A 24,381-nucleotide genomic window follows, 5' to 3' on the forward strand; every position below is an offset into this window, starting at 1 on the left:
CCGCTTGATACGTCCGATACGACGGCGTGACATGATCCAATAAAGGCCTACCCATTGAAGCAATCTCTTCCCTTTCCAAATAGGAAGCAATTCATTATGATCACCAGCACGAATCATCCACCATTTTGTCATAGAATCATCTCTAAAGTCTCTACAAAAACTCCGCCCACTTTTAACGATGAGCGGAATCTTTGTTGTTTATTGTTGTTGTAGAACTTCTTTTAATAGCTTCTCGGCACTTTCTTCAGAAGGATCGTTTGTTCCGAGTTCACCTTTAAAAGCTTTAGATAGCAGAGATTGTTTCAAATGTTCCAGCTTGTCTGTTTCCAGTAGCCTATTGCTAATCTCCTGTTTCTCAAAAATAGATTCAACTATTCTCACGATCTCATTCTGTTCTTCTAATGGTGGCAATGGAAATAAGTAATTTTTCATAAAATCTTTAGGTACTCTTTGCTGACCTACTGCTCCTGTCATAACAGCTTTTGCTTCACTTCTAAACTTACGCGATCGTACTAATAAATGAATTAGCTTTTCATTGACATAGTCATTTGTTCGCAGTACATAAAATTCAGTTGAGCCATACCCAAATCCATTTCTTAGTCCTTTTAAAACAGCAGATTTTCCATTCTCCATACATGGAGTTATTTTCGCAAATATAACATCTCTTTCCCGAAAATACGTATACCCTTTTTTCACCTTTTCATACGGCCTTGTCTCTATACTCGTGGCTTCTCCTGTCGCATCACTTACAGACACCATGGGTATAAAGCTACATTGTTGTTCATCATTGACATCAGTTAGTTTCTCCTTAGGAGGATTAACTTCTAAAATGTCACCGAGGCGTACCCAAATCCAGGTGGCAGGTATCTTCTGGAGTTCTGCTTGCGAAAGCAACTCTTGTTCTTCCTTACTTTTCTTTTTTCTGTTACTAGATGATCTTATTCTCCGATATAAATTGTCTGCAGATTCGACTTCCAGATTTTCATAACGCCAACTTGAAGTCAATTCTCCACTAAAAGCCTTCTCCAAAATAGCAGACCTTCGCAGTTCAAAGGTTTCTTTTGCTTCTTCGATCAATTGTTTCGCTTCATCGACTTTATTTAAGAGATGTTCTACTTTATCAGCAATTCGCTTTTGTTCATGCAAAGGTGGTAATGGAACAGGAATATTTTTAAAGTCCGATCCTTTGACTGATGGGGAATTATCCCCCTTAGTATGTAGATTTAAATATATTGTAGCATCAGGAGATCGTAAGTAATTAAATAAATATTTAGGAACGTACCCACCTTTGTTTCTACATACATAGAAACCCGTTGATGCTATGTTAAGTTCATTATCTTCTTCGATTAGCGCTACGTTTACTAAATAGGGCCTTACTAAAGAAATAATTACATCACTTTTATTAACGGCACGTTTTGCTCTACTGGGAGCCTCGCTAAGAGGTAACTTTTTTTTCTTGCTAAGTGTTTGAGTTTCATTATCTATACTTTCTATATCAATATAGTTAAAAGTATCACTATCTAATTTTTTAGGATCACGACTAGTCATTGTTTTAATCAATGATTTGATTTTAACCCAATGCCAATTCCTAGGTACATGATAAGGCTGTTCTTCCTCAGGAACTAAGGCTTCTTCCAAAAGTTCTTCCACTGCATTTGTCTTTTTTTCACTCATGGTTATACACTCCTGGTGTCTCCGCTACTTTTTCACTTTTGTTATATTGACTGTTTCCATTCTCTATCTCTTTCAGTTCCTCCACCACTCCGTTTAATAATCCAACAGCTTGGTTCAGCTTTCCTATAGCTTCTTCTGCTGATTCAATTGGATCCGGGAGATTTTCATATACGGCCAGGGATTTATCAGCAATTAAACCAATGTCTAGGCTGTCATCTTTTTTGCGAATGTCCTCTCGAGTGAATACATTCCAGCGTTCATCTTTGATTTTGGTTCTGTCCTCAGCTAAATAGGCTTTGTTAAAGTCTCCAAAGTGCTTGTGGGTTAATGGCGTGCGTTTTCCGAAGGATGGCATGTTCGTTCTAAGATCGTAGACCCAAACGTTTTCGGTGTTATCTTTATCGGTTTTTTCACGGTTAAAAAACAATACATTCGTCTTTACACCTTGCGCATAGAAAATACCCGTTGGCAAACGCAAGATGGTATGGAGATTACACTTATCCATCAAATCAGCACGAATTTTATCTCCTACACCACTTTCAAAAAGCACATTATCTGGAAGGACAACGGCAGCACGGGATTTCCCGTCTGGTTTTAAAGAACGATAAATATGCTGCAGGAAGTTTAACTGTTTGTTCGTGGTCGTAAACGTGAAGTCATCTCTCGTTGGACGCTCTCCCCCTTGTTTGGTTCCAAAAGGCGGGTTCGTCATGATCACGTCATAATTATTCATATCTTTTCCAAGCTCTGATAACGTATCTCCAAGCGTAATATCTCCTTGAATGTCATGAAGCATTGCATTCATCAACGCTAAACGATGTGTATCTTTTACCAATTCAACCCCAGAAAAAGCCTTGTGTTTTTGAAATTCAGCTTCATTTTGACTAAGATCAAAATAATCATCTGTTTTTTTGCGAACGTTTCGGTCTGCGGCAATCATAAAACCGAAGGTTCCTGCAGCCGGATCATTACAGCGTTCTCCCGGATCTGGGTCTACCAATTTTACAATCTCATCAATCAAAGGACGTGGTGTGAAATATTGTCCTGCGCCGGACTTTGTTTCGCTGGCGTTTTTTTCCAGCAACCCTTCATACAAGTCCCCCAATCCTTCTTCTTTTGCACTGTACCAGTCCAAGTCATTGATCGAACGAATAATTTTTTCAAGGTTTTTTGGTTCATCAATATTGGTTTGGGCATTAAGATAAATTTGACGAAGGGTATCGTTGCTCTCTTGCCCCAAATCGATTAAGAGCTTCTGATAATGGGTTTTCAACTCAATCCCATGCCGTTCCGTTAAAGAATCCCAACGGTATTCTTCCGGGATATTTTGCTTTTCTTCCTCTCCTGTTTCTTTCATCATCTTTAAGAAAAGAATATAAGTTAACTCGGTGACGTATTGGTGGTACGTAATCCCATCATCCCGTAATACGTTACAAAGATTCCATAGTTTTTGTACGATTTCCTGATTGTCCATCTATGCTTGCTCCTTCTCATCATCGTTATTATATAGGGACTCATTAATTGTAGTAACAATTTCATCGAGTTGTCCATTGAATATTTTGTTTAACTGACGGTATCCTCCGCGACTTTTAAAAGGTTCCACTTCAAAAGCCTGCTCTGGGTCAGGGTCCAAGACAGATTCTTGCAGTAATTGGCTTTCTATACGCTCGAGCCATTTCTTTTGAACAGGAGGCCATACTTTCATTTGATAAATTTTATCCATGGCTTTTTCAATCCTTTTTTCATGACTCATTAATGGATCGCCAAGTGCCTGCTTTCGGATAAAGCTGATAATGTCGGCAGCAATGTCTTCATTTTTAGCTTCTCTCCAGGCCGTTTGTAGATGTGACTCCCGATACCCATTCTGATCCAAGGTAATTCGAAGTTCCTTTAATTGCTCTCTTGTGAGGTCTTTTGGACGCGTGCAGACGATATGCAAAGCGGGAATTTCATTCATGTTCTCTTTGATAAATTGGCTGAATCCTTCCAAATAATCTTCTGGCTTTTCCGCTTTTCCATACCCTCGTCTGACTTCTTTTAATTCATCCTCATGGGTGGAGATGTATTGGTAGATTGCTCTCTGTCTATTTTCATCTAAGTATTGAACAATGTTCTGATTGTTGGCCAGCTTCTCCACCACTTCATCATGAGAAGCCTTTTTCACCCATTCGGCAAACTCCTGAACGGACTTGCCGCCAGTTAGGACTTTAAAGTCCTCTTCTTCTTGTTCCGTCCATGCTGTCTTTTTGCGTTGAATTTTCGCTGCCAGCTCCTCTTTATGAGCCTTCTGCTCGGAAGCGTCTTCGAGTTGCTCTAGTTCATCTACGACCTGACCCACCGACACTTTTGGTCGATTGACTACTGGTTTCATGTCGCTATAAGATTTCAAGGATTCATACAATCCAACCGCATCAAAAATAGAAAAGTGATCTTTCCGAATTTCATCACAGCGTCTCGTTGCCCTACCCAGCATTTGTTCATACAAAATTCTTGAGCGTATTCTGCGCAGAAAGACAAGGTTTGTGATTGCAGGAACATCGATCCCTGTCGTTAACATATCAACAGTCACCACAATATTTGGTATTCGTTCATTCTTAAACTGTTTAATCGCAAACGAAGAATCTTTGATCTGGCTGGTAATTTTCTGCACTGCATTGTCTTCAATTGGTCCATGAATCTTTTCTAATTCCTCTTTCAGGATGTGCACAACCATATCCGCATGATCATCGGTGGCAGCAAACATAAGGGTCTTTCCCGTATCCGTTGGATCAATATAATTAGCTAATTCTTTGAGTATCACTCGATTAAAGTTTTCAGTGATGACTGTTTTATTAAAATGCGTGACATCCAGTTCGATTTCATCCTCCAGTACTTCTTTGTCCACCTGACCTGAGACAGTATCATAAACCTCAACCTCTTCCCCTTCATTCCAATGAATCCCTTGGCTTTTTAATGCGGTCTCAAATTGATAAGGTGGTTCGTGATCGATTAAATATCCATCAATAACAGCGTCGCGATACGAATAAGTAAAAACGGGTTCACCAAATATATCAACCGTGTGGATAGCCGGAGTGGCGGTTAAACCAATGCTTACTGCATCAAAGTATTCCAGCACCTGACGATATTTGCTGACATAGTCTTTATGGTCACGGAACATCATCTCGACCTCAGACATTTCCTTATCTAATGTATATCCACGATGAGCTTCGTCGACGACTATACAATCATACTGATCAACTGTTGGTATATTCGTATCCTCATCACTATAAAATAATCTTCGTACCATTCCCTGTACGGTAGCAATATGCACTTTCGTTTCAGGCTCGGGAGAAATGTCTTCTAAGGTCTGCAAGTTAAATATTTCTGTAAAAGACATGTAGCTCTCTAACTTTGAATCTTTAAAAGCGGCTTCTGCTTGTTCACCGAGGGCGGAACGGTCGACTAAGAACAACACGCGATTAAAGCGGTTATGTTTAATTAATCGATAAATCAACCCAATGGCTAAGCGGGTTTTTCCTGTCCCCGTAGCTAGGGCTAACAATGCTTCCTCTTTTCCTTCTTCTAATGCTTCCTCCACCGCTAAAATAGCATCTTCTTGATAAGAGCGCAGGTTTAGGTAATCCAATGGCTCGTCTTTTAAACCTTCGGTTGCTTGGTCAATATCCTTTTTTAGTAACTCTTTCAGCCCATCCGGTGTATACCAGGCTTTTAAGGGGCGAGGATGGTTGGTGGTACGCCTGGCATCCAAGAACCATATCCCTGATTTTTCTTCTACCTGCTTTAAGTAAGGTCTCCCATTGGTTGCGAAAAGAAACGGAACGAAAAAATCTCCGTAAGGACCTGTGATGATTTCATTTTCGTGTCTAACCACTTCTGTCGCATATGTCTTGGCTTGACCGATGTCAGATATGATATTTTTATTTTGCTTTTTCGCTTCAATAATACCTACGAATTCTAAACCTATAAAAAGCGCATAATCAGCTCTCGTATTTTTCAACGGCCACTCGGCAATCGCTTTGTTTTTATTTTTTTCTGGACGGTCCCCATGACTAAAACGTACAGTTTTTGTATCAGCAATCCATCCGGCCTGCTGTAGCTGTTCATCAATAATTTCTCTCGTTTCTGCTTCCGTTAATTGGATTTGACTGCCGACTAGTCTGGCTTGACGATGGCGTTGCTTTTTTTCCTCTTTATGTAAAGTTGCTTGACTTTTTCTTAATGCCTCTAATTCTTGTTCCAGGGCTGTCACTTTTACTTTATACGACTCGGAAAGATCATCTAATTCTTCTTGACTCACCGACTCTGTTCGAGAGGGAACCTGAAACTCTGGTGCTTCGAAATCCCAAGCCCCATAGACTTCCATCATCCATGTACCAATATGAAATGCCATGCCTAAAGTTCTTTTCGCTTCTTCCGTTGTTCCATACCCGGCCATATGAACCGCTTTATTTCCCTTTTTCCGAATGACATGGAACATCTCGATTAATTCTTCCGTTATCAAGTCTTCCCGTTTCAATGCCTGTAAGCGATCGATTTGCTTGGTATCTGGCGTTTCTTTTATTTCTTCGAATGCTAGAATGTATTTTGTGACAGTCTCCGCAAATACCCTTAGTTTCATCAACGTCGTATTTGGGTCCATATAAACATTACGCTCTGCTGTCTCTCCCAAGTTAGCCAAGATATCCCACTTTGCAGAAAGAAACTCGAAGTTATGATTCGCCAAGGTCACACCCTCCTTGCAAGCACTGCTTATCTTCCATTATATACAACAAATGGTACTGATGGAAAGAGATAAGTATGAGGGCCACTGATGCTGTGCACAGTAATTTCATAGCTTGATCTAATTACAAAAATTTATAGTATACATGATTTTGTGCGATGAAAGATTGTAGATAATTGTTAAAGTCAATTTCAGATAGTTCATTCGAATTATTTCATTCAAAATACCTAACACCTTTGATAAAGTTTAAAAAACGATCATCATTTAAAAATTCCATTAATAATTCAATCTTTTTGTTTTCTCGATTCGTTGGTTCCATTGGATTTTTTATAACAGTTCTCATCATCCCCAGAACTAGATCAGTTATTTCAAGACCTGGCTCCATCCCTTTTGAAGCGAAAATACTCTCTGATATCTTAAACGACCACCTGCTAAAGCAGGTGGATTTGGACATAAATGTCCGCGACTGAAAGTCGCTGTTCAGACTGAAGTCCGCTGAAAGACCTTAAGCTCAAGCTCACTAAATGAGACTGAACTCATTCATCAATCCCGAAGATATCATCCCTTCTCTCAGTTGATTGATTTTCGATATAGTTTCTAGTGATTTCTTCGGTCACATTTCCTACGGTGGTACAAAAATATCCTCTTGCCCATAAGTGTTGCCCCCAGTACCTCTTCTTCAGAGCTGGGAATTCATCTTGCAATAATCTCGATGATCTTCCTTTGAGATATTGCATGATTTTACTCGGAGCGATACTCGGCGGGCATGATAACAACAAGTGAATATGGTCCTTGCCTACGCTTCCTTGCAATATCGTAATATTCCTTGCTTCGCACCCCTGTCTAATCAATTCCCTGACACGGTGGGCGATATCTCCCCGCAACACTTGATATCTATATTTTGTTACCCAGATTACGTGGTACTTGATATCATAGACCGTATGACTGCTTTTCCGATATCCATCCATACTTTCCCTCAGTTTAAGTATGGACAGGGAAAAGCAAGGCTAAAAGCGTATCCCGTCTAAAGACGGGGGAGTTAGACCACGCTTCTGTAACTTAAAACGTTCACCCCTATACAATGATTGCATATTAAGTTGAGTTTTCATTTTTGAACTCAATTCTAACTGTCTATACTCATTCGCATCTTCAACAATAATTTTGACATTTGCGAATGCGTTTTTTCCGTGCTTTCTTATTAGCCCGTACACAATTCTTTCAGGGAACTTTGTATATATAGTCTGTTCTGACAAACCTTCATCCCAAAACGAATGACTATTTTCTTTAATTATTGATTGGTCATAGTTAATGACGTTCATGGTCAAAACAGGTGATTATTTGATAGCTTTATAAATTAAATGCTTAATTCCTTCTCTGGTGGCATGATGACCACCGAAATTAGTCCAGTGAATTTCATTTTCTTGAATAACTGCACTTAATTCATCGAAGAATGCAGGGTGCTTATAAATCTGAGTTGGCATGGCCATACCACCCATGAGATGCGGTTTATCATTGTTTTTTCCACTTTCATCAAAAAACACATTTACATCCATATAACTTGTCACAAAAATTCCCCCTTTACAATTGTAAATTTTTAAACCATAATAAAAGCAAACATGAGTTTCACTCACCGCATATGCGCGTGCGTGAAACTTACAACTATTAGCAGGAACTCTTCGCACAAGCGAAAGCGTTCCTGCCTTTTTTTAAGAGGCAGGACGTTTCCACTGGATTTACCAACTTTGATCCGACAACTTGGGAACTATTGTATACTATAGGTGAGGAAGAAAAAAACTTAAAAACGGAGGCGATCGGTATGAAACTGGACGGAAAGGTTGCTGTTATTACCGGGGCAGCGTCTGGTATGGGAAAGGCGATTGCGACTTTATATGCGAAGGAAGGTGCAAAAGTTGTTGTTGCCGACCTTAATCAGGAAGGTGCCGATGAAGTCGCGGCAGAGATCATTTCATATGATGGACAAGCAAAAGCGGTCAAGACAAATGTTGCCGAATCAGCGGATATTGACAATATGATCGATACGGCAGTAAGGGAATACGGTACATTAGATATTTTGGTGAACAATGCGGGGATTATGGATGGATTTGAACCGGTTGGCGAGATTGATGATGATAAATGGGAACTCGTTTTTGATGTCAACACAAAAGCGGTGATGCGCGCAACGCGCAAGGCTATGCCTATCTTTTTGGAAAAGAGGAACGGCGTGGTTATCAATACCGCTTCCACCGGCGGAATAAGTGGCGCACATTCAGGGGCCGTCTATACGGCATCCAAACATGCGGTTGTAGGCCTTACAAAAAATACAGGATATATGTACGCCGACAAAGGGATTCGCTGCAATGCGATTGCACCAGGCGGCGTCGAAACTAATATTAGCACGTCCATGACAGGGGTAAGCCAATTCGGGATGGAACGGACGAAAATACCTCAGTCGGTTATGCCTCGGACGGGTACATCGGAGGAAATTGCAAATGTAGCCTTGTTTCTGGCCTCGGATGATTCCACCTTTCTGAACGGAGTTGTTATACCAGCTGACGGAGGCTGGACGGCAGCTTTTTAGTGGTAGAGGAAGGCTTGGAATAACGAAAAAGCTATCCTTGCTGGGGGATAGCTTTATTTGCGTTGTCTCTTTGTATTTTTGATATAATTTATAACCAAATTAAGGATAAATGTTATACTACAATGACAACAGACTTGTGCTCGGGGTTCAGTTCACCAGTATATGAAGCGCTGATGCTTTGCACAGCAATTTCAACGCTTGTCTATTTCATTGCCAAAAAAAGCCAAAGCCTTTTCTTATACTATTATCCATGAATTTTTATTTCTGATAGTAAAAAAAAGTGACAACCCCGAGCGGCACAAGCTTAGAGGGGTAGTCACCTTTGATTGGGAATATTATACTACGCAGAGAGACTAATGTGCAAGAACACTATTCTTTTTATTTTTGGCGTGAGTGCTCATGGAAATATCTTATTCAACTGTACTTCAAAATCCGGGAAAAGACTCACCTTTACGACATCATTTTTCGTGAATACATCCACTCGCTCGAATGATTGATCTTGAAGCACAAAAACCTCCACCGTTTCATGGTGTGGGTCCACAATCCAGTATTCCTTAACGCCGGCTTCTTCATATTTATTATACTTTGTTAAACGATCAGTTCGTGCTGTAGCCGGGGAAAGGATCTCAATGACCAAGTCAGGTGCGCCAATGATTCGTTTTTCCTCGATCTTTTTAGGATCACAGACAATCATCAAATCAGGTTGAATCCAATTTTTTATCTCTTCGTTCGGTGTTTCCGGCGTTGCGAATAAGCAAACATCTAACGGTGCGGTTAAAATTTCACAATCCTTCTCACGTAAATATGAACCAATTTCTACGCTTAGTTCTACCTGAATCTTTTGATGACCGGGAGTGGGCGATGGCGTCATATTCACAATCATCCCATCAAATGCCTCACATCGAAGATCTTTGTTCCATTGCAAATAGTCGGCATAAGAGGATGATCCGTTTGTGTATTCTTGTGGCATTGACAATATCATCACCACCTGTTTTTGTTCATTATATCATACTAAGTCCATCCAAAGCTGCCGACTAATTTTCTCATGCTTCAATCGGATGATGTCGGCTGAACTCTTTAATTCAAATTTTCATAGCTTTCAAGTTGGGGTTCATATTCAAGCACCATTTCATAATCATCGCCCCACTTATCTTGAGCATTTTCAAGGATCCCTTGCTCTTCACCATCGAGATCCAAACTTTGAATCTCTTCGTATGCTTCCATTTGATTTCCATAGCCATATTGCACCATTTCAAAGTCCTCATCATACCGTCATCGCCTACCCCGAAATCTTTCAATGAGTGTCCATATCAAAAAAAGACCCCACTCAACGATGAATGGAGTCTATTTTCCTAAAATTACTACAGGGGTATATGCGTTCCCCTTTTATGTTATAATGCTGTCAGTGCCCCGGTTCCAGCAGTGACACCCGCCTTGCGAAAGGCAGATGAAGATATCGATTCTTTACACAATAGCGCTAAAAACACTAGGTTTGGGCGCCTTAAAGACAAACGGGCCAAGCGTTCTCGCAAATGGAAAAAAGCTGGCCGTTGTCTGTCCTTTTGCATCGATGTAATCATCAGGCTGTTGATGATCAGTCACATCATGCGATAAACCTCTTATTATAGGGTTCTTCCTGTGATGACCGATGCTTGTATACAGCCCTAACTGTCAGCAAGCAGTCACTGGGGGTGACTTGGGTTCGGTTCTCATGTGGAGCCCCTTTTTTTACAAAGAAAACGCCCAGTTCCCTAAAACCGGACGTTTTTGATTGGTATTCCCTTTACGAGAGATAGGTGAGTAACACCAATACACAATAGCTTATCTATACTCTTATTATATTCCTTTATTTTTGTTAATGCAAGGTCATGTGCTGTGTTATCGTTTATTTTCGTTCGTTTTTATTTTTCCCCACTTAATTCTACTAAAATTTTTGCCTGTGATTTATCATTGCTTAATGCTTCAAAACCTTGTTCCACAATGTCATCCAGTTGGATATGGTCTGTGATGACAGCTTGTGGCTTTAATTGTCCTGTGCCCATTAGATCCAATGTTTGTTGGAAGCTGGTCGGTGTGTAAGCAATGGTAGATTCAATATTTACACCTGTATTTGTAAGTTGGATTGGATTCCATTCAATGGGTTTCGCGAAAATAGAGACAATCACCATCGTTCCAAGTGCTTTTGTTACATCAATGGCCTGTTTAAATGTCGGGGCTACGCCAGCCACTTCAAAGGAAACATCCACACCATCCGGGGTAATCTCTTTGATTGCTTCTACCGGATCCCCTTCACCGGAATTAATGATGTGAGTTGCCCCTAACTCTTTTGCTTTTTTAAGACGAGCTTCTGATAAATCCAACACGATAATTTCGCTTGCGCCGGCTGCTTTTGCGGCAACAGCCGTTAACAAACCAATCGGACCTGCCCCAAAAACAGCAACCTTGTCTCCAAATTGAAGTTTGCCTTTTTTTACCGCTTCTACGGCAACGGCTGTCGGCTCTGCCAATGCTCCGTCTTGTAGGGTTAGGGTTTCAGGTAATGCGTAGACATTATTTTCCGGAACATTTGCATATTTGGTGAAACCGCCATCCCCATGCAATCCAATGAAGCTGAATCCATCATAGGGATCTTGTTCTTCCGGTTTATTGCCATATGTTAAGGTAGGGTTAATCGCTACTCTGTCACCTGCTTTATATTTTGTTACGTTTTTGCCGACTTCTTCCACTACCCCAGCGAATTCGTGCCCCATTGTTAACGGGGCTTTCTCATTGGTCAGAGGATCTTCTTTTTCAGCGGGCACGAAGACCGGCCCTTCTTCATACTCATGCAAATCACTGCCGCAAATCCCACCCCATGCAACTTTCACTTTAACTTCTGTATCTTTTAACGGTTTTTCTTCCACTTCTTCTATACGTATATCTTTCTCTCCATGCCATACTGCTGCTTTCATAGATGATTCTCCTTCCTAATTCTATACATGTACACACCTTTTATACCTTTAATTATTAAATTCTAAACATATAATTATAGATTTTTTACCCACATCAAATGAACGAAGAAACAAAAATAAACCCCCTCGCTAACATTAGCAAAGGGGGTGAGTTGGCTATTAATCCAAAACCGTTACTTCAACGTTTTGGCGTCCAAAGCTCTCAGCTTCTTCTGTCGTTGGAACATGAAGATCAATTTTTTCTCCATTGATGGCTCCGCCGGTATCTCCGGCAACTGCCTCGCCATAGCCCTCAACGTGTACAGTTGAGCCGAGGTCGATGACGCTAGGGTCAACCGCTACAACGTTTGCGTTAGGATCATTGTTAAGATCTATGCCAGTAGCAGTTACACCGCTACAACCTGCACAATCGGCAGTGTATGCTGTTGCTTCCATTGTAAAAGTATCGCCTTCCGCTTCGGAGGTAGAGCCTTCGGTTTCTGTGTTTTCTTCAGTTCCTTGTTCTTCAGTTCCTTCCTCTTCGGTTCCAGCTGCTTCTTCGGTTCCTTCGTCCGTCGCTTCATTGTTTCCATCGGAATTATCGGCCGATTCGCCAGTAATGTTATTAAGTGCTTCTTGGGTCTCAGGGCCTGCCACACCATAGAAGTTGCCGTCCGGAGAAGAAATCCCGTTATCCAACTGAAAATCCTGAACGGCACTTACTGTTCTGGGCCCAAAGGTATGCCCTGTTGAACCATTAAAATAACCAAGATCCTGGAGTGTGAGTTGAAGCTCGTTGACATCTTCACTTACATCTCCACTCGTCATTTGATATGTTTCGCTGAATGCAGCATCTGCTGCGTTTGGTGCTGAAAGCATACCTACTGTGCCTACTGTTGCTAACGCGCTCAATATATATTTTTTCATAAAAGATTCATTCACTCATCTACGTATTTTCGATGAAGTAAATGCGCACCTCCAATAACTATTTAATCTATGTTCGGATTATAGATGCAGTAGTTTCAGCTTTCAATACCTTTAATTGTTTTGTTGTCAATGTGTAATATCAGACTTTTGTTCCAGATGCCGGGAAATTTTTATTAAAAAGATGGAAATGACTATCACACGCGTGTTAACATGCATTTTGCTTATACAAAGTTAGCGACAGATGTAATGTTTTTGTAATTACTGTGTGATGAGGTGTTGCGTCACATAAAAAAATAAACCACCGAGAATGCTCCGATGGTTTGTTTTACTATTGATCCCCGCTTATTTGTATTGATGATGCTCTTCATCAGCCATTGCCATTTCTTTCGTTTCGTGTATGGTGCCATATGGATGCTCGGGCGGGGCGTAGATCGAGTAAAGTTTCAAAGGCCTGTTTCCCGTATTGGTGAGATTGTGCCACTTGCCTGCTGGAACCATAATGGCATAATCAGCATACACCCTTCTTTGAAAATCCATCTGCTCAGCATGATCTCCCATTTGCACAAAGCCCTGACCAGACTCAATCCGTAAAAATTGATCATGGTCATGGTGCACTTCCAAACCGATATCATCTCCAACATCGATACTCATTAACGTTACTTGTAAATGATCACCTGTCCATAAAGCGGTACGAAACGTACGGTTTTGTTTAGCGGCCTCTTTGATATCGACGACAAACGGCTGTGAACCATGATCCTTTGGGTGGTATTGTCTTTGAAAATCAGCCGGATTATGGATTGAGGGATACGCACCATAAGCATAGGGGTATACGGTCGGGATTGGAATATAGTACAACGAGATCATTCCCTTCATCAGTTTAAATTTACCTTATGCAAGTGTTTTGGGAATGTTCACTCGTATCGAAAATCCATATAACCCGAAATTTTTTAAATAACGATTGGTTTCGGCTACAATGAATGGAATACCCAACATGATCAAATAGCGGAATTTTGAATAAGCCTTTTTCTCAATTCTCTTATAGGGGGCACATAGTGCATAAAGTCCATCTGTACGTCCAACTGACGAGAGAGTTTGAGCAACGTCTCAAACGGCAGCTAACCGAAAAAGAAAAATCTCTTATTCATTGGATGGCTGAACGCCAAAGCGATATCGATAATGAAAAAACGATAACTAAACACTCATTTTTATGAACGGCGAAGGGATCACAAATGCAATCACTATCCGAATTAAGGTTGACAAAAATAGCGTTTTAGCTTGTTTTCCAAACTTTTGTTCGTTATGGCGCTAATTAAGGAGGCGAAAAAGCATGGCGATTCAACTAAAAAATCCGTCCAAATCAAACGTTGCAAAAACAATAGTTATATGAACAACGAGTTTTTGCTTCAACCGTAAATGAATGTGTGGAAAGAATGAAAAACGGCGAAAAGTCTCGTCTAAAATGTGGATGCTGATCTAAAGGCTGCGATTAAAAACGAAGCGATTCATTTGGCTAAAAAAGCTGTCACTGACGTCAAAAAGAAAAAGGCTAAGAACGTTCCAAGGTTTAAACAATCGCTTGGCGCGAAAATAAATTTCCAAAATTGAAACACCTTCGAAAAGAACGGTCACTGGCACATTTCATTCACCGAAAATAACAGAAAGAAAACAATGCCAGTAGCGGAAAATAGCACGTCAAAACGTATTTTCCATGGTTGACCAAAAAACACCATGATTATCGTGGAACGATCCAACTTTTAAGAGAGGGATGCCGTGATGTTATTCTGTCATTTTCCTAAGATAATCAATCTGGCATTTCCGTGTGTTATTCTGGCACTTTTAAACGTGTGAGCCTTTCAGGATAATTCATGAGCGCTTTTTTTATTTTTTCATTCATCATCCATAGTTCAATTAATCATCCAGCCCAGCGGTCCATTTTCATTGATCAAGTCCATGATCGAATAGATTGAAATGGGAAAATACGGAATCCCATATACGTAGGGCATTAGTTCATATAAATCAAAATAAATGACGAGTGTTTTGTCTGCCACATAAAACGGTTGATCAGTCGTAATTCCTTCATATGGACCGAGAACATTATCGAACCAGCCTCGTTCTTCCAGTTGAGCCTGGATAATGGCATTTACTTTCGGAATGAAATCTGCTCCCGGTGCGAAAAGCTCTGTGAGTGTATATGCCCTCCCCGTTCTTGAATCAAACGTTAAAGCCCGTTGAACCGTCATTCCATGTGCGCCGCCGGCAAACGAATATACGCTATGGGTCAAACTTAATACATGCCGTTGATTGTTTTTCAGGTCAAACCCACCCGTTAGATCTGAAATACCGTCCTCATACCCTTGATCACGCAGCAACTGTTGGAGTTGTTGACGGATGACTGCATTCATGTTTGCTTCCGCCTGAGGATTCGTCCAACCCGCCACTTCCGCGTAATACATATCCACAAGATTTTCCCTAATATGCCAGGGTACGATCCCTACCGGTAAAGCCGAAATGTTCACGTTATCACTCTCCCTAACGCATACATATGAGCAATCAACGTGAAACAGACTTGATGCGCCTGAAGTTGATAATGCGAAACTTCCATCAGACGTTTATCAGCCGAAAACGCCACTATATCAGCCGAATTTTAAAATATATCAGCCAAAACGAACGATTTATCAGCCATTCCCCTTTTCGGATTCTTCAACGCACCTCGGATTCGGGTTTTTCGCCTTTTAGAGGTATATTGGAATCGTTCATAAAACCTTTAATTTACTTATTTTCCCTTTTGATAGTATCACAGCTAAGGATTATAATAGATCGGCGAATTCGGCCCAAGATCCCAGCCGAAAAATACCCATACGAGCAAGAGTAGGGACCAGGCGATCAAGAAAAAGATCGAAAACGGCAACATCACGGATATAAGCGTTCCTATGCCCATTTTCTTGTCGTATTGCTGGGCAAAGGCAATGATCACGGCAAAATAAGTCATGAGCGGCGTGATGATATTCGTCGTCGAGTCCGCCACGCGATAAGTCGCCTGTGTGGCCTCCGGTGAGAAGCCGACCTGCATCATGATCGGGACGAAAACCGGAGCTAACATCGCCCACTTTGCCGAGGCACTGCCGACGAATAAGTTTATAAAAGCGGTAAGCAAGAGGAATCCGATCAAGACCGGGAAACCGCCGATATCGAGATTATTGAGGAATTCACCGCCGTAAATGCCGAGAATCAATCCGAGGTTTGTTTCATCAAAGTAAGCGATAAATTGGCCCGCGGTAAAAGCAAGCACGATGAACATTGCCATGGATGACATCGTATCGGACATTTGCTTGACGACATCCTTATCGCTTCGCGTTTCTTTTGTCACAATGCCGTAGACGAGGCCGGGGATGAAAAATAAAATAAGCAAAACGACGACGAGTGATTCCATAAATGGGGACTCTACAATCGGTTGCGGACCATCTCCTCGCATCGGCCCCCATTCCGGCACGACGAGCAAGCTCATCAACCCGACGCCGATGAACACAGAAACGAACGCCCACGTAACGCCTCTTTTTTCAGTAGAGCTGATCTGTTCCAGCTCGCCGTTAAATTCCCCGTCCCAGGCGCCAAGTCGCGGCTCTACAATTTTTTCTGAAACCCACGTCCCGACAATCGTTAATAAAAAGGTGGATACGATGATAAACCAATAGTTCATCGCGATGTTCATCGTTTCCGCGTATTGCGGATCAATTGTTGATGCTGCGTTCCGCGTAAGTTCGGCAAGCATAGGATCGGTTGCCGACAGCAACAAATTGGCACTGAAACCACCTGATACACCGGCAAAAGCCGTTGCCAACCCAGCAAGAGGGTGACGGTTGAGAGCTGAATAGATGAGTGCCCCTAGCGGCGGAAGGACGACGTAACCTGCATCGGAAGCGACGCTGGACATAATGGCTGCGAACATGAGACCAGCTGTTATTAAACGATTAGGGATGGCCAACACAAAACCTCGTAAGCAGGCGCTGATCAGACCGCTTTGCTCGCATACCCCAATCCCGAGCATCGTCGCGAGCACAACGCCGAGCGGAGCGAAGCCGATGAAATTATCGACCATACTCGTGAATATGTAGTTGATCCCCTCGCCGGAAAGCAAATTCAAGACTTCAAGCGTCTCGCCCGGTTCCGCCGGATCTTCCACGCTAATATCAAAACCGGCGACAATCGCGGAAATAATGATGACCATAACTGCTAAAATCGCAAATAATGTAACCGGATGGGGCAACCTATTGCCTGTTCTTTCAACAAAATCGAGAAAACGTTGGAAAAACCCTTTTCGTTTCGCATTCTCTGCCATACCAATTCCCCTTCTTCGGGATAAAAAAAGACCCTCTTTTTGGTATCATCACCAAAATGGGCCTTTCTATGTATGGCGGAGCAAATTAGAAAACTGCTTTTCGCCAAGTTTTTATGGCGAAAAGCCTTAGCCCAACTTATGTAGGTAAGAAAGTTGATTTATACTTTCTTACCTACCAAAAAAGCTGATCTCAATCGCGCGCATTGAAATCAGCCAATCCCAGGATTAATTAACGGCTTCCTTTATCCTATTAATTTCCATATCATGCTCTGCGACTTTATCTCGCAAATAACCAATGTCAACATTTTGGCTTCTTGATTCTTTAAGCAGCTCTTTGTGCAGTTGCTGTGACTCTGCGTGGCGCTGTCGGTTCAATCGTTTTTCCTCTGCGAATTCAGTTTCTATCCCCTCCATACGCGTGTCCATCCGATCCGTTCGCGAGAGCAGATCTTTGCTAACTTTGTTATTCTCAGCGACCATTTGAATCAATTGCTCGATGTGTCTTTCGATACGATCCAAGCGTTCTTCACTCATGCTTATTCACCTCTCTTTCGATTATTTTTGAGCGCATTCTATCTCTCTATAATCTATTATATAGAATATTCGTTCCCTTTTCAATAAAATTTTAGTCCTATTTATTTTCTCCCAACCCTTGGCGCAAATCCTCCGCCAACAGCGACAACAACCCTTCCTGATAGCCGGCTTTTCGCTTCTCCTGCATGTCGCGTATGACCGGCAGCAGTGCTTCGTTCGTTACATTCAAAAGCTTGGCCATGCGCTCTTCTTCCATATGATTGTCCGATAGAGACTTGTGATAGGACGCTATATCCATCCGCCATAATTGAGCGTGACGAGGGTAACGCGCAAGCAGTCGGTCAGCCATCGCGACACCTTCGGGATCGATATCACCGGCATAAAAAAGCGTCACGCCGGCGTCAACAAGCATGTCCATCAATTTTAACGCTGCCAGCTTGAATTGGCCGCGCGTGCAAATGAGCGGCGCGTCGGGAACAGCATCCAATAGACTCGAATACACACCGGAATTTTCCACGATCCATACACGGCCGGCAGTTATCGGATAAACGGCGCTCACCCGTTGCAATTCACGAAGGGGAATATTGAGCACGGAACGTGTATCCACAGCCGCCTGCCATAAGGGATGTACGTTTTCCCCAACATCCGCCAACAGATTCGCTACCGAGACATCGTTCGTAATATCATCACGAAGAATATAAAAAGATTCCAGAAGCCGTGTCGCCTCTTCACTCCCATTAACGGCAGGAAGCCCGCTTTTGACCTGTAAAATGTGCATCAAGAGTTTGCCGGCATCATGGTTCATGTCAAACGCGTGCGGATCCCCGCTCACCTTTTGACTAAACACGGGCAACCGGATTGGCTCCTCGGGAAGGTTTCGAACTGCATCATGAATCACCGGCAGCAACGCAGCTAACCTTCCATTTTCCAACAACCGATACACCCAATGGGTATCCGGACTACGCGCGCGTAAATAATCGAACCAGAATGCGAGGGCCGGATACTGCCCTTTCCATCGCTCAAGCGCGCGTTCTTCCATGGCGCGCTTTTGTTCATGGCTTTCTTTTTTGGAAACGATTTTTTCGTCAAAATAGCCTTCCAGCAACGCCCAAACATCTACACCGGCAAATCGTGTCTCGCCCAGCTTCTTTTCAAAGCGAAGCAAATAGATCTTCTTTTTTTGTAAAAGTACTTCTTTTGTACTGCCAAAAAAAGCAGCAATCTCCTCGAGCTCCGCGTCTTTGAAATCTGTTATATCGACAGATCCTCCCACGCGTCCGAGCGATTCCATTTTTTTGCGAAAAAGAGGAAAGAGCCGTCGAAAACCGCTCTTTCCTCGAAAATAGGCTAATGCTTCATCTAACATCTTTCTCACACCTCAACCGGTTCGGGCATTTGCATCGCTATTCTTTCTCCGTTCCAGCGATAACGGATCGTCGTCACGTAATCGGCATTCTTCGCACGCAATAATTCATAGATTGAAAGCGACGGAACCGTATCATAGTCGCCCCAGAGCACCTGTGAATTCATAATGTAATCGAACCCGAGTTGTTCGACGACTTCAAACATTTCCCGGATATTGTTCTCATCCACGCCCGCGAAGGCTTCGTCCAGGGAAATAATGTAAGGCGCTTGCGGGGACGCTTCTTGATAGCGGGAATAGCAAGCGGTAAAAAGCGGAATGTACATGGCCAATGCTTTTTCGCCCCCGCTGAATTTATAAAACTGATTATTGGAAAGTTCACGGACCGGTTCGTTCGTCCGTTGAAAATAAATCTTGAACGAAAACCATTTTCGGTAGTCGAGGACTTCTTTTAACACTTGCAAAAGGGTTTCCCCGTCCCCCTCGTCTTGAATCATCTGTTTCGCACGCGCAATCTTCGAACGAAAATGAGTCGTGATCCGCTCCAAATCTTCGTCTTTCAGCAATTGGGCGTCTTGTTTCAAATGATGTACGAGATCCCGGGTGTCCATCTCATCTTCCGACTCTGCCGTGCGCGGCTTCCATTTGATTGAAAACGTCAGGCCGGAAGAAATGTTGCGACTGCCCATGATTTTGTTCATTTCTTTCGTCCACATTTCTGCGCGGCGAATGCGGCTGCGCAGCTTCATGCCGACGGACTTAAATAATATTTCTTCGTACAGCTCTTTATCCGCTTCATTTAATATATCTTGCTGGCGTTCTTGCTCTTCTTTAACATAAGCGGCGACAGCATACGGACTGACAGATTGGCCGCGCATGTACAATTCGACCATGCGCCGTTCCGATTTCGTTTCCCACGTCCGGAGCATCATTTGTTCTTCTTCGGATTGATACGCTTCCAGCTCTTCAGGGAGACTTTCCGAGACCGTATAATCCTTCATGCGATATTCCATCAGATCCGTTTGCTGTTCGTGAAACTGGTTCGTCAGCTGCCGTTCAAACGTGGCAGCATTTTGGTCTTTTACGAGCGCCCCGTATTGCTTCATCGTTTCCGTTACAAGTTCGCTGAAGGATTGCGGGCCATCTTGGCCAAAAACAAAGCCGCGTTTCCACTCCTTCTCAACGGTCGCGTGCCAGAGGTTACGTAATTGACGTGTGAACGCAATCGCCCGTTCTTTCTCCTGGATCTCATTATCGCCATTTTCGGCATGGACGCGCTTGGCGGGGACGGTTTGTTTTTTCTCGTCAAGCCCTTTGCGCACCTCTTGTAAACGCGTTTGCACACGTTGGATTTCTTCGCGAAGGTCTTGGACGCCTGCAGAGGCCAGTTGCTTTTCCAGTTGTTCAATGTTTAAGCGAATGCTGCTAAGCTCAGCGTTTTCGTGATTGTACTCCCCTTTTAACTCATCGACGTCTGCTTTTAACTCTTCAAGCCGCTCACTGAGCTCTGTCAACCGTTCCGTCGTTCGCTCTTTGCGGTCGTGCAACCGTTGGAGCATGAGCAGGTCTTGCGTGTAGGCGGTCATGTTTTCCTTGGCACGGCGGTAAATTTGCCAATCAGCCTGGAGCTCGACATCTCTTGTCTTTTCCCCAACCTCCTGCTTTTTCTCTCTTAATTCCCGGTCCAATTGTTTCGAGGTTTCCACTAACCGTTCCACCCGTTGGTTCAAGTGGCTGAGATTAGCGCGTGTCGTTTCCAGTTGCCGCCAGATTTCCCGCAAATCGCTGTCATCAGGAAATGTTTGCAAGTTGGATTCCAAAGCTTTCATTTTTTCTTCCGCGGCATTCTTTATTTTTTCAACGTGCTCACGGGTCGATTGTACGCTTGTAATCTCTTCCTGCAGGCGTTCGATTTGTTCCTCGCGATACCTGGCACGGGCGGTGCGGCCAACGAAACGGACTTGCTCCAAAGGCTGGGCATGCCCTTTCAAGAGTCCAATCCGATAACTGCCATCAAGATCAAATGAGGCCCCTTCTTCATTTTCGCTGCCGATCATGATACTTCGGAGCGCGTCATCAATGGTTTCAGCGCTCAACTGGCTGTTGTCAGGTAGTTCCGGGCGAAGATAATCGGCAAGGGTTGGCACCATCATTTTCGGCTGCGGCATGAGCACACGGTCGTGGGTCAGGCTGAAATCGTTCCCGTCGGTTACGAGCGCATCTAACAGGCCGGCGTCAATGAGCGCGGATTCAATTCGAACGCGCGTGTCCTCCGGCACATCATCCAAAAATTCAACCGACGCATACAACGCTTCAAAGGCAACGCCCTTTTCTTTTAAGCGGCGGCGCGCTTCGATCGTTGCTTCCTGTGTATCCGGCTCAGGGTCCTTTTTCGTTTTCCAAGCGTGTAATTCATCTTCCAGTTCTGTCTTCTGTCTGTCGAGCTCGCCAATCTCGACATCACGTTTAGCGATGATTGTTTTTTGCTTGCTGACAAATTGATCGGTTAACGCGCGGAAAGGGGCGCGCACATCCTCGTAATTGCTATCGGCGTACAGTTGGTAGATCATGCGCGTGGCTTGCTGAAAAGCAGCTTCCCCGTCGTCACGTAACAGTTCAGAGGCTTCCAGCCACGTACGGATCGCCGCGGCTTGTTTTTCTTTTTCCTCATCGAAGGTTCGTGTCCACTCCCGTTCTTCATGGCGGACTTGCTCGAGGTGCTGCTGTTCCTCGTCCAACTCTTTCTTCTGAGCCATCACCTTTTCTTTCAAATCGGCAAACGCGCGCAACGTTTCTTCGCCGTCGGCGAGCAGGCGTTCGTGCTGTTTCGCTTCTTTTTCCCAGAGCATAAACTCGAAAATCTCGTCATCTGTTTTTTTGTAGTCATCCGCATTTTGCGTATGGCTCGAAAAAGCTGCGTCATCCGCCAGTGTTTCCAGCTTTTCCAATTGATCCTGTACGTCTTGATTCACGCGCGCGGCCTCTGCTTCTACCTCCCGAATGCGCGTCTTCGTATCAAGTTCTTGCTGTTCTTTGGTTTCTTGTTTTGCCTCGAGAGCTTCGACTTTTTGTTGCTGGCGTTTCTCGCGCTCGCGTTCGCCGCTCAATTCCTTTTCCATGTCCCACACTTCATGGGTGCTTAGGCGTTCTTCATGTTTGACGAGCGTATCTTGTTCAAGGCCGAGCTGTTCGATCTCCTCTTCCAAACCGGAAATGTCCGCGAGGAGGGTTTCCTGGCGTTCTTGCATCTCCACTAAAAGCTTCTCATCCTTGGCGAGGCGTTTATCCGCTTTTTGATATTCATCGACTTGATCGGCCAAGAGCCGTTGATTGTAACGGTCATAAGCTTTGTTCAACTTGCCTAATGCGTCCTGCTCCCGATCGAGTTGCTCCATTTGCTGCTTCGTTTGGTCCATCTGTTCAATCGTGTCCGACAAATGGCGCAAATCTTCGTCCGTGAGCGGAGGCAAAGCCGCTTCCAAAATTTCATAGATTGCCGTCGGCCGATAATCTTTTGATAGTTTCGGGCTGCGGATTTGTATTAAAAGCTTAATCAATTCTTCGTAAGCATCAAGCGTTGAGAAACCAAACACGTGGCGATTGACGAGTTTCATATAGTCATGTTGCGTTTGCACAACCGTCCCGCCATCCGCCATTCGATGTTCAAGTTCCACTCGGGAAAGGGGGATTTTTTTGTCTTTTTCTTTTTTATATAGAAAAAAATCCTTGCCAATACGACGATTATCAGTGATGACGAACCCCCAAAATTTCATCTGCTTATGGCGCTTCGCCTGCAGGCCAATGCCCGTCGTAACGTATTGATCGCTGTTCGCCCGTTTATATTCAATGAATAAATAACCGGTCCGTTCATCCCGATCAACGACTTCCTGCTCGCCGAGCAAGTAATCTTCCATGCGCCGCGCCCGGCTACCGAACGGGTCCAAACGGTCCGGCGACTTGCGGCCGTCGAGAAGCACCGGCAGGAAGCTTTGCATCGTTACCGATTTTCCCGAGCCGTTGCTGCCGCGGAGCAAGAGCTTACCGTCTTCGAAATCAAACGTTTCCTCATCGTAATACCAAAAGTTCAAAAGGCCTGCCCGATTCATTTGCCACTTATTTTCCGCACTCATGAGGACGCCTCCTTGTCGTAATCGCGGGGATAAACCCCGTACATCCGTCCGAATCCTGATTGCAACACGAGAATGCCCGCTTCATGTTCCAAGTAAGCCATTTCCCAACTTTCGAGGGTATCAATGATGTCTTGGGTAATCGCCCGCGACGTCGCTTCCCGGTAATGCTTGCTCCAGCCATGCCCGACTTTCGTCTGCAACTTCTCCGCCAATTGTTCAACTTCCGGGAGTGGCAAGCGGATGTCGCCTAATTCCGTCACCTCGTAACGATCGAGTTCCGTTCTAATCTCGGACGCCATATGCAAAAGAACATCCATAATCCCTTTTTGATCCGGAAACAGCGTATAGCGTTGTTTTCGTTCATGCATGACGAGCATCGCCGCATTTTTATACAATTCCAGCGAAAAAGGGGTGTGGGCTTCGAAGTCATCGCGCAGCCGGTTTCGATACTTGCGCAAGTAAGCAAAATCAAAATCCGATTCCGATTCCCGGTAAACGACCGGCGACAGCATCAATTTCCGATACACCCGCTTCCGGCGCTCGTCTTCGGCATGCCGTTCCCACTCGCTTTCGAGAAGGTCGTCGATGGACTGAAAGCGAACTAAATCATCCGAATATGTGCGCATGAAATAGCGGGCATACACGGTCACTTCATAGAGCACGTCTTCGTCTTCGTTATAGGCAAACTGATCGACATCGCCATCCACCGTCTTAATAATCGACAGCTCGACCATCATTTTCAACGCACGCACGAGCGCTTTGCGGTGTCGGTACATCGTCCAATCGAGGGGCAACGTGCCGGGATACATCTCGGCGATGTCATCAGCCAAATCGGAAAGCAAAAACTGCTCGTCGACAGAGCGCCGTTCGGTAAATGCCAGTCCGCAACAAAAAATGCCGTAATCCATCGGCTCCTTAAAAGCTTGAATTCCCATCCACTGTTTAGGTTCAACCGGTATTTTTTCAAGCTTGATAAAATGTTGGTGAATGATGAGGTCGAAGCCGAATTTATCGGCAACATAGCGCTTCAGGGCGTGTTCCCGCTCACGAATCATCTGGTAAGCGTCCGGATCCTTCGCCCGAACAATCCAAAAGCGCTCAAACAAAAGCGCGAGCGCGTCCGTCGCTTTTTCATCGAATTCCATCGGTGCTCACCCCCTTCTCGGGTCGGATATTCTGGCATTTTCCG

General features: G+C 43.8%; 18 protein-coding genes. 2 read left to right on the top strand and 16 right to left on the bottom strand.

What is annotated here, in order from left to right:
- Nucleotides 1-198: 198 nt before the first annotated feature.
- The 5 genes from HUG15_RS15745 to HUG15_RS15770 form a co-directional block, all read right to left on the bottom strand.
- Nucleotides 199-1,674, bottom strand: a complete 1,476-nt coding sequence (locus tag HUG15_RS15745) for a restriction endonuclease subunit S (RefSeq protein ID WP_200123996.1) — start codon at nucleotides 1,672-1,674, stop codon at nucleotides 199-201.
- Nucleotides 1,667-3,148 carry a class I SAM-dependent DNA methyltransferase gene (locus tag HUG15_RS15750; RefSeq protein ID WP_200123997.1) on the bottom strand — a complete coding sequence of 494 codons (1,482 nt, stop codon included), beginning with the start codon at nucleotides 3,146-3,148 and terminating at the stop codon, nucleotides 1,667-1,669. Before HUG15_RS15750 ends, HUG15_RS15745 begins: the two co-directional genes overlap by 8 nt.
- Entirely contained in the window at nucleotides 3,149-6,397 is a 3,249-nt protein-coding gene (hsdR, locus tag HUG15_RS15755; RefSeq protein WP_425504012.1) for a type I restriction-modification system endonuclease, read from the bottom strand.
- 533 nt (nucleotides 6,398-6,930) lie between these two features.
- Nucleotides 6,931-7,362, bottom strand: a complete 432-nt coding sequence (gene tnpA / locus HUG15_RS15765) for an IS200/IS605 family transposase (RefSeq protein WP_200124000.1) — start codon at nucleotides 7,360-7,362, stop codon at nucleotides 6,931-6,933.
- A 366-nt stretch (nucleotides 7,363-7,728) separates the two neighbouring features.
- Entirely contained in the window at nucleotides 7,729-7,959 is a 231-nt protein-coding gene (locus HUG15_RS15770; RefSeq protein ID WP_200124001.1) for a hypothetical protein, read from the bottom strand.
- A gap of 251 nt (nucleotides 7,960-8,210) precedes the next feature.
- Here HUG15_RS15770 and HUG15_RS15775 point away from each other — a divergent pair, with 251 nt between their 5' ends.
- Nucleotides 8,211-8,972, top strand: coding sequence for an SDR family oxidoreductase (locus tag HUG15_RS15775; protein WP_200124002.1), 762 nt, complete (start codon nucleotides 8,211-8,213; stop codon nucleotides 8,970-8,972).
- 397 nt (nucleotides 8,973-9,369) lie between these two features.
- Here HUG15_RS15775 and HUG15_RS15780 read toward each other — a convergent pair whose 3' ends face one another.
- From HUG15_RS15780 to HUG15_RS15800, 5 genes are all read right to left on the bottom strand, one after another.
- On the bottom strand, nucleotides 9,370-9,942 hold the full coding sequence (locus HUG15_RS15780; protein ID WP_246516675.1) for a Uma2 family endonuclease: 573 nt from the start codon (nucleotides 9,940-9,942) through the stop codon (nucleotides 9,370-9,372).
- A 107-nt stretch (nucleotides 9,943-10,049) separates the two neighbouring features.
- On the bottom strand, nucleotides 10,050-10,223 hold the full coding sequence (locus tag HUG15_RS15785) for a hypothetical protein (RefSeq protein WP_211202241.1): 174 nt from the start codon (nucleotides 10,221-10,223) through the stop codon (nucleotides 10,050-10,052).
- A 650-nt stretch (nucleotides 10,224-10,873) separates the two neighbouring features.
- Nucleotides 10,874-11,923: a 2,3-butanediol dehydrogenase gene (locus HUG15_RS15790; protein WP_200124005.1), complete on the bottom strand. Its 1,050-nt coding sequence runs from the start codon at nucleotides 11,921-11,923 to the stop codon at nucleotides 10,874-10,876.
- A 159-nt stretch (nucleotides 11,924-12,082) separates the two neighbouring features.
- Entirely contained in the window at nucleotides 12,083-12,829 is a 747-nt protein-coding gene (locus HUG15_RS15795; protein ID WP_211202242.1) for a 3D domain-containing protein, read from the bottom strand.
- A 342-nt stretch (nucleotides 12,830-13,171) separates the two neighbouring features.
- On the bottom strand, nucleotides 13,172-13,702 hold the full coding sequence (locus tag HUG15_RS15800) for a cupin domain-containing protein (protein WP_200124007.1): 531 nt from the start codon (nucleotides 13,700-13,702) through the stop codon (nucleotides 13,172-13,174).
- Nucleotides 13,703-13,881: 179 nt separating this feature from the next.
- Between HUG15_RS15800 and HUG15_RS15805 the strand changes: the two genes are divergently transcribed.
- Nucleotides 13,882-14,040, top strand: a complete 159-nt coding sequence (locus tag HUG15_RS15805; protein ID WP_200124008.1) for a hypothetical protein — start codon at nucleotides 13,882-13,884, stop codon at nucleotides 14,038-14,040.
- A gap of 693 nt (nucleotides 14,041-14,733) precedes the next feature.
- On the opposite strand, the gene HUG15_RS15815 is transcribed toward HUG15_RS15805, so the two are convergent.
- From HUG15_RS15815 to HUG15_RS15840, 6 genes are all read right to left on the bottom strand, one after another.
- Nucleotides 14,734-15,345 (bottom strand): DUF3298 and DUF4163 domain-containing protein, encoded by a 612-nt coding sequence (locus tag HUG15_RS15815; RefSeq protein WP_200124010.1) that lies wholly within the window; start codon nucleotides 15,343-15,345, stop codon nucleotides 14,734-14,736.
- A gap of 284 nt (nucleotides 15,346-15,629) precedes the next feature.
- Entirely contained in the window at nucleotides 15,630-17,165 is a 1,536-nt protein-coding gene (locus tag HUG15_RS15820) for an AbgT family transporter (RefSeq protein ID WP_200124011.1), read from the bottom strand.
- 225 nt (nucleotides 17,166-17,390) lie between these two features.
- Nucleotides 17,391-17,699, bottom strand: a complete 309-nt coding sequence (locus HUG15_RS15825; protein WP_200124012.1) for a hypothetical protein — start codon at nucleotides 17,697-17,699, stop codon at nucleotides 17,391-17,393.
- 97 nt (nucleotides 17,700-17,796) lie between these two features.
- A complete protein-coding gene (locus tag HUG15_RS15830) occupies nucleotides 17,797-19,065 on the bottom strand; it encodes a TIGR02679 family protein (protein ID WP_200124013.1) in 1,269 nt (422 codons plus the stop codon).
- Between the two features lie 5 nt (nucleotides 19,066-19,070).
- Nucleotides 19,071-23,192, bottom strand: coding sequence for a TIGR02680 family protein (locus tag HUG15_RS15835; protein WP_200124014.1), 4,122 nt, complete (start codon nucleotides 23,190-23,192; stop codon nucleotides 19,071-19,073).
- Nucleotides 23,189-24,337, bottom strand: coding sequence for a TIGR02678 family protein (locus HUG15_RS15840; protein WP_200124015.1), 1,149 nt, complete (start codon nucleotides 24,335-24,337; stop codon nucleotides 23,189-23,191). The genes HUG15_RS15835 and HUG15_RS15840 overlap by 4 nt, the downstream gene beginning before the upstream one ends.
- Nucleotides 24,338-24,381: the final 44 nt, after the last annotated feature.

This window comes from Salicibibacter cibarius, assembly GCF_016495725.1.
GTDB classification, from domain to species: Bacteria; Bacillota; Bacilli; order Bacillales; family Marinococcaceae; genus Salicibibacter; species Salicibibacter cibarius.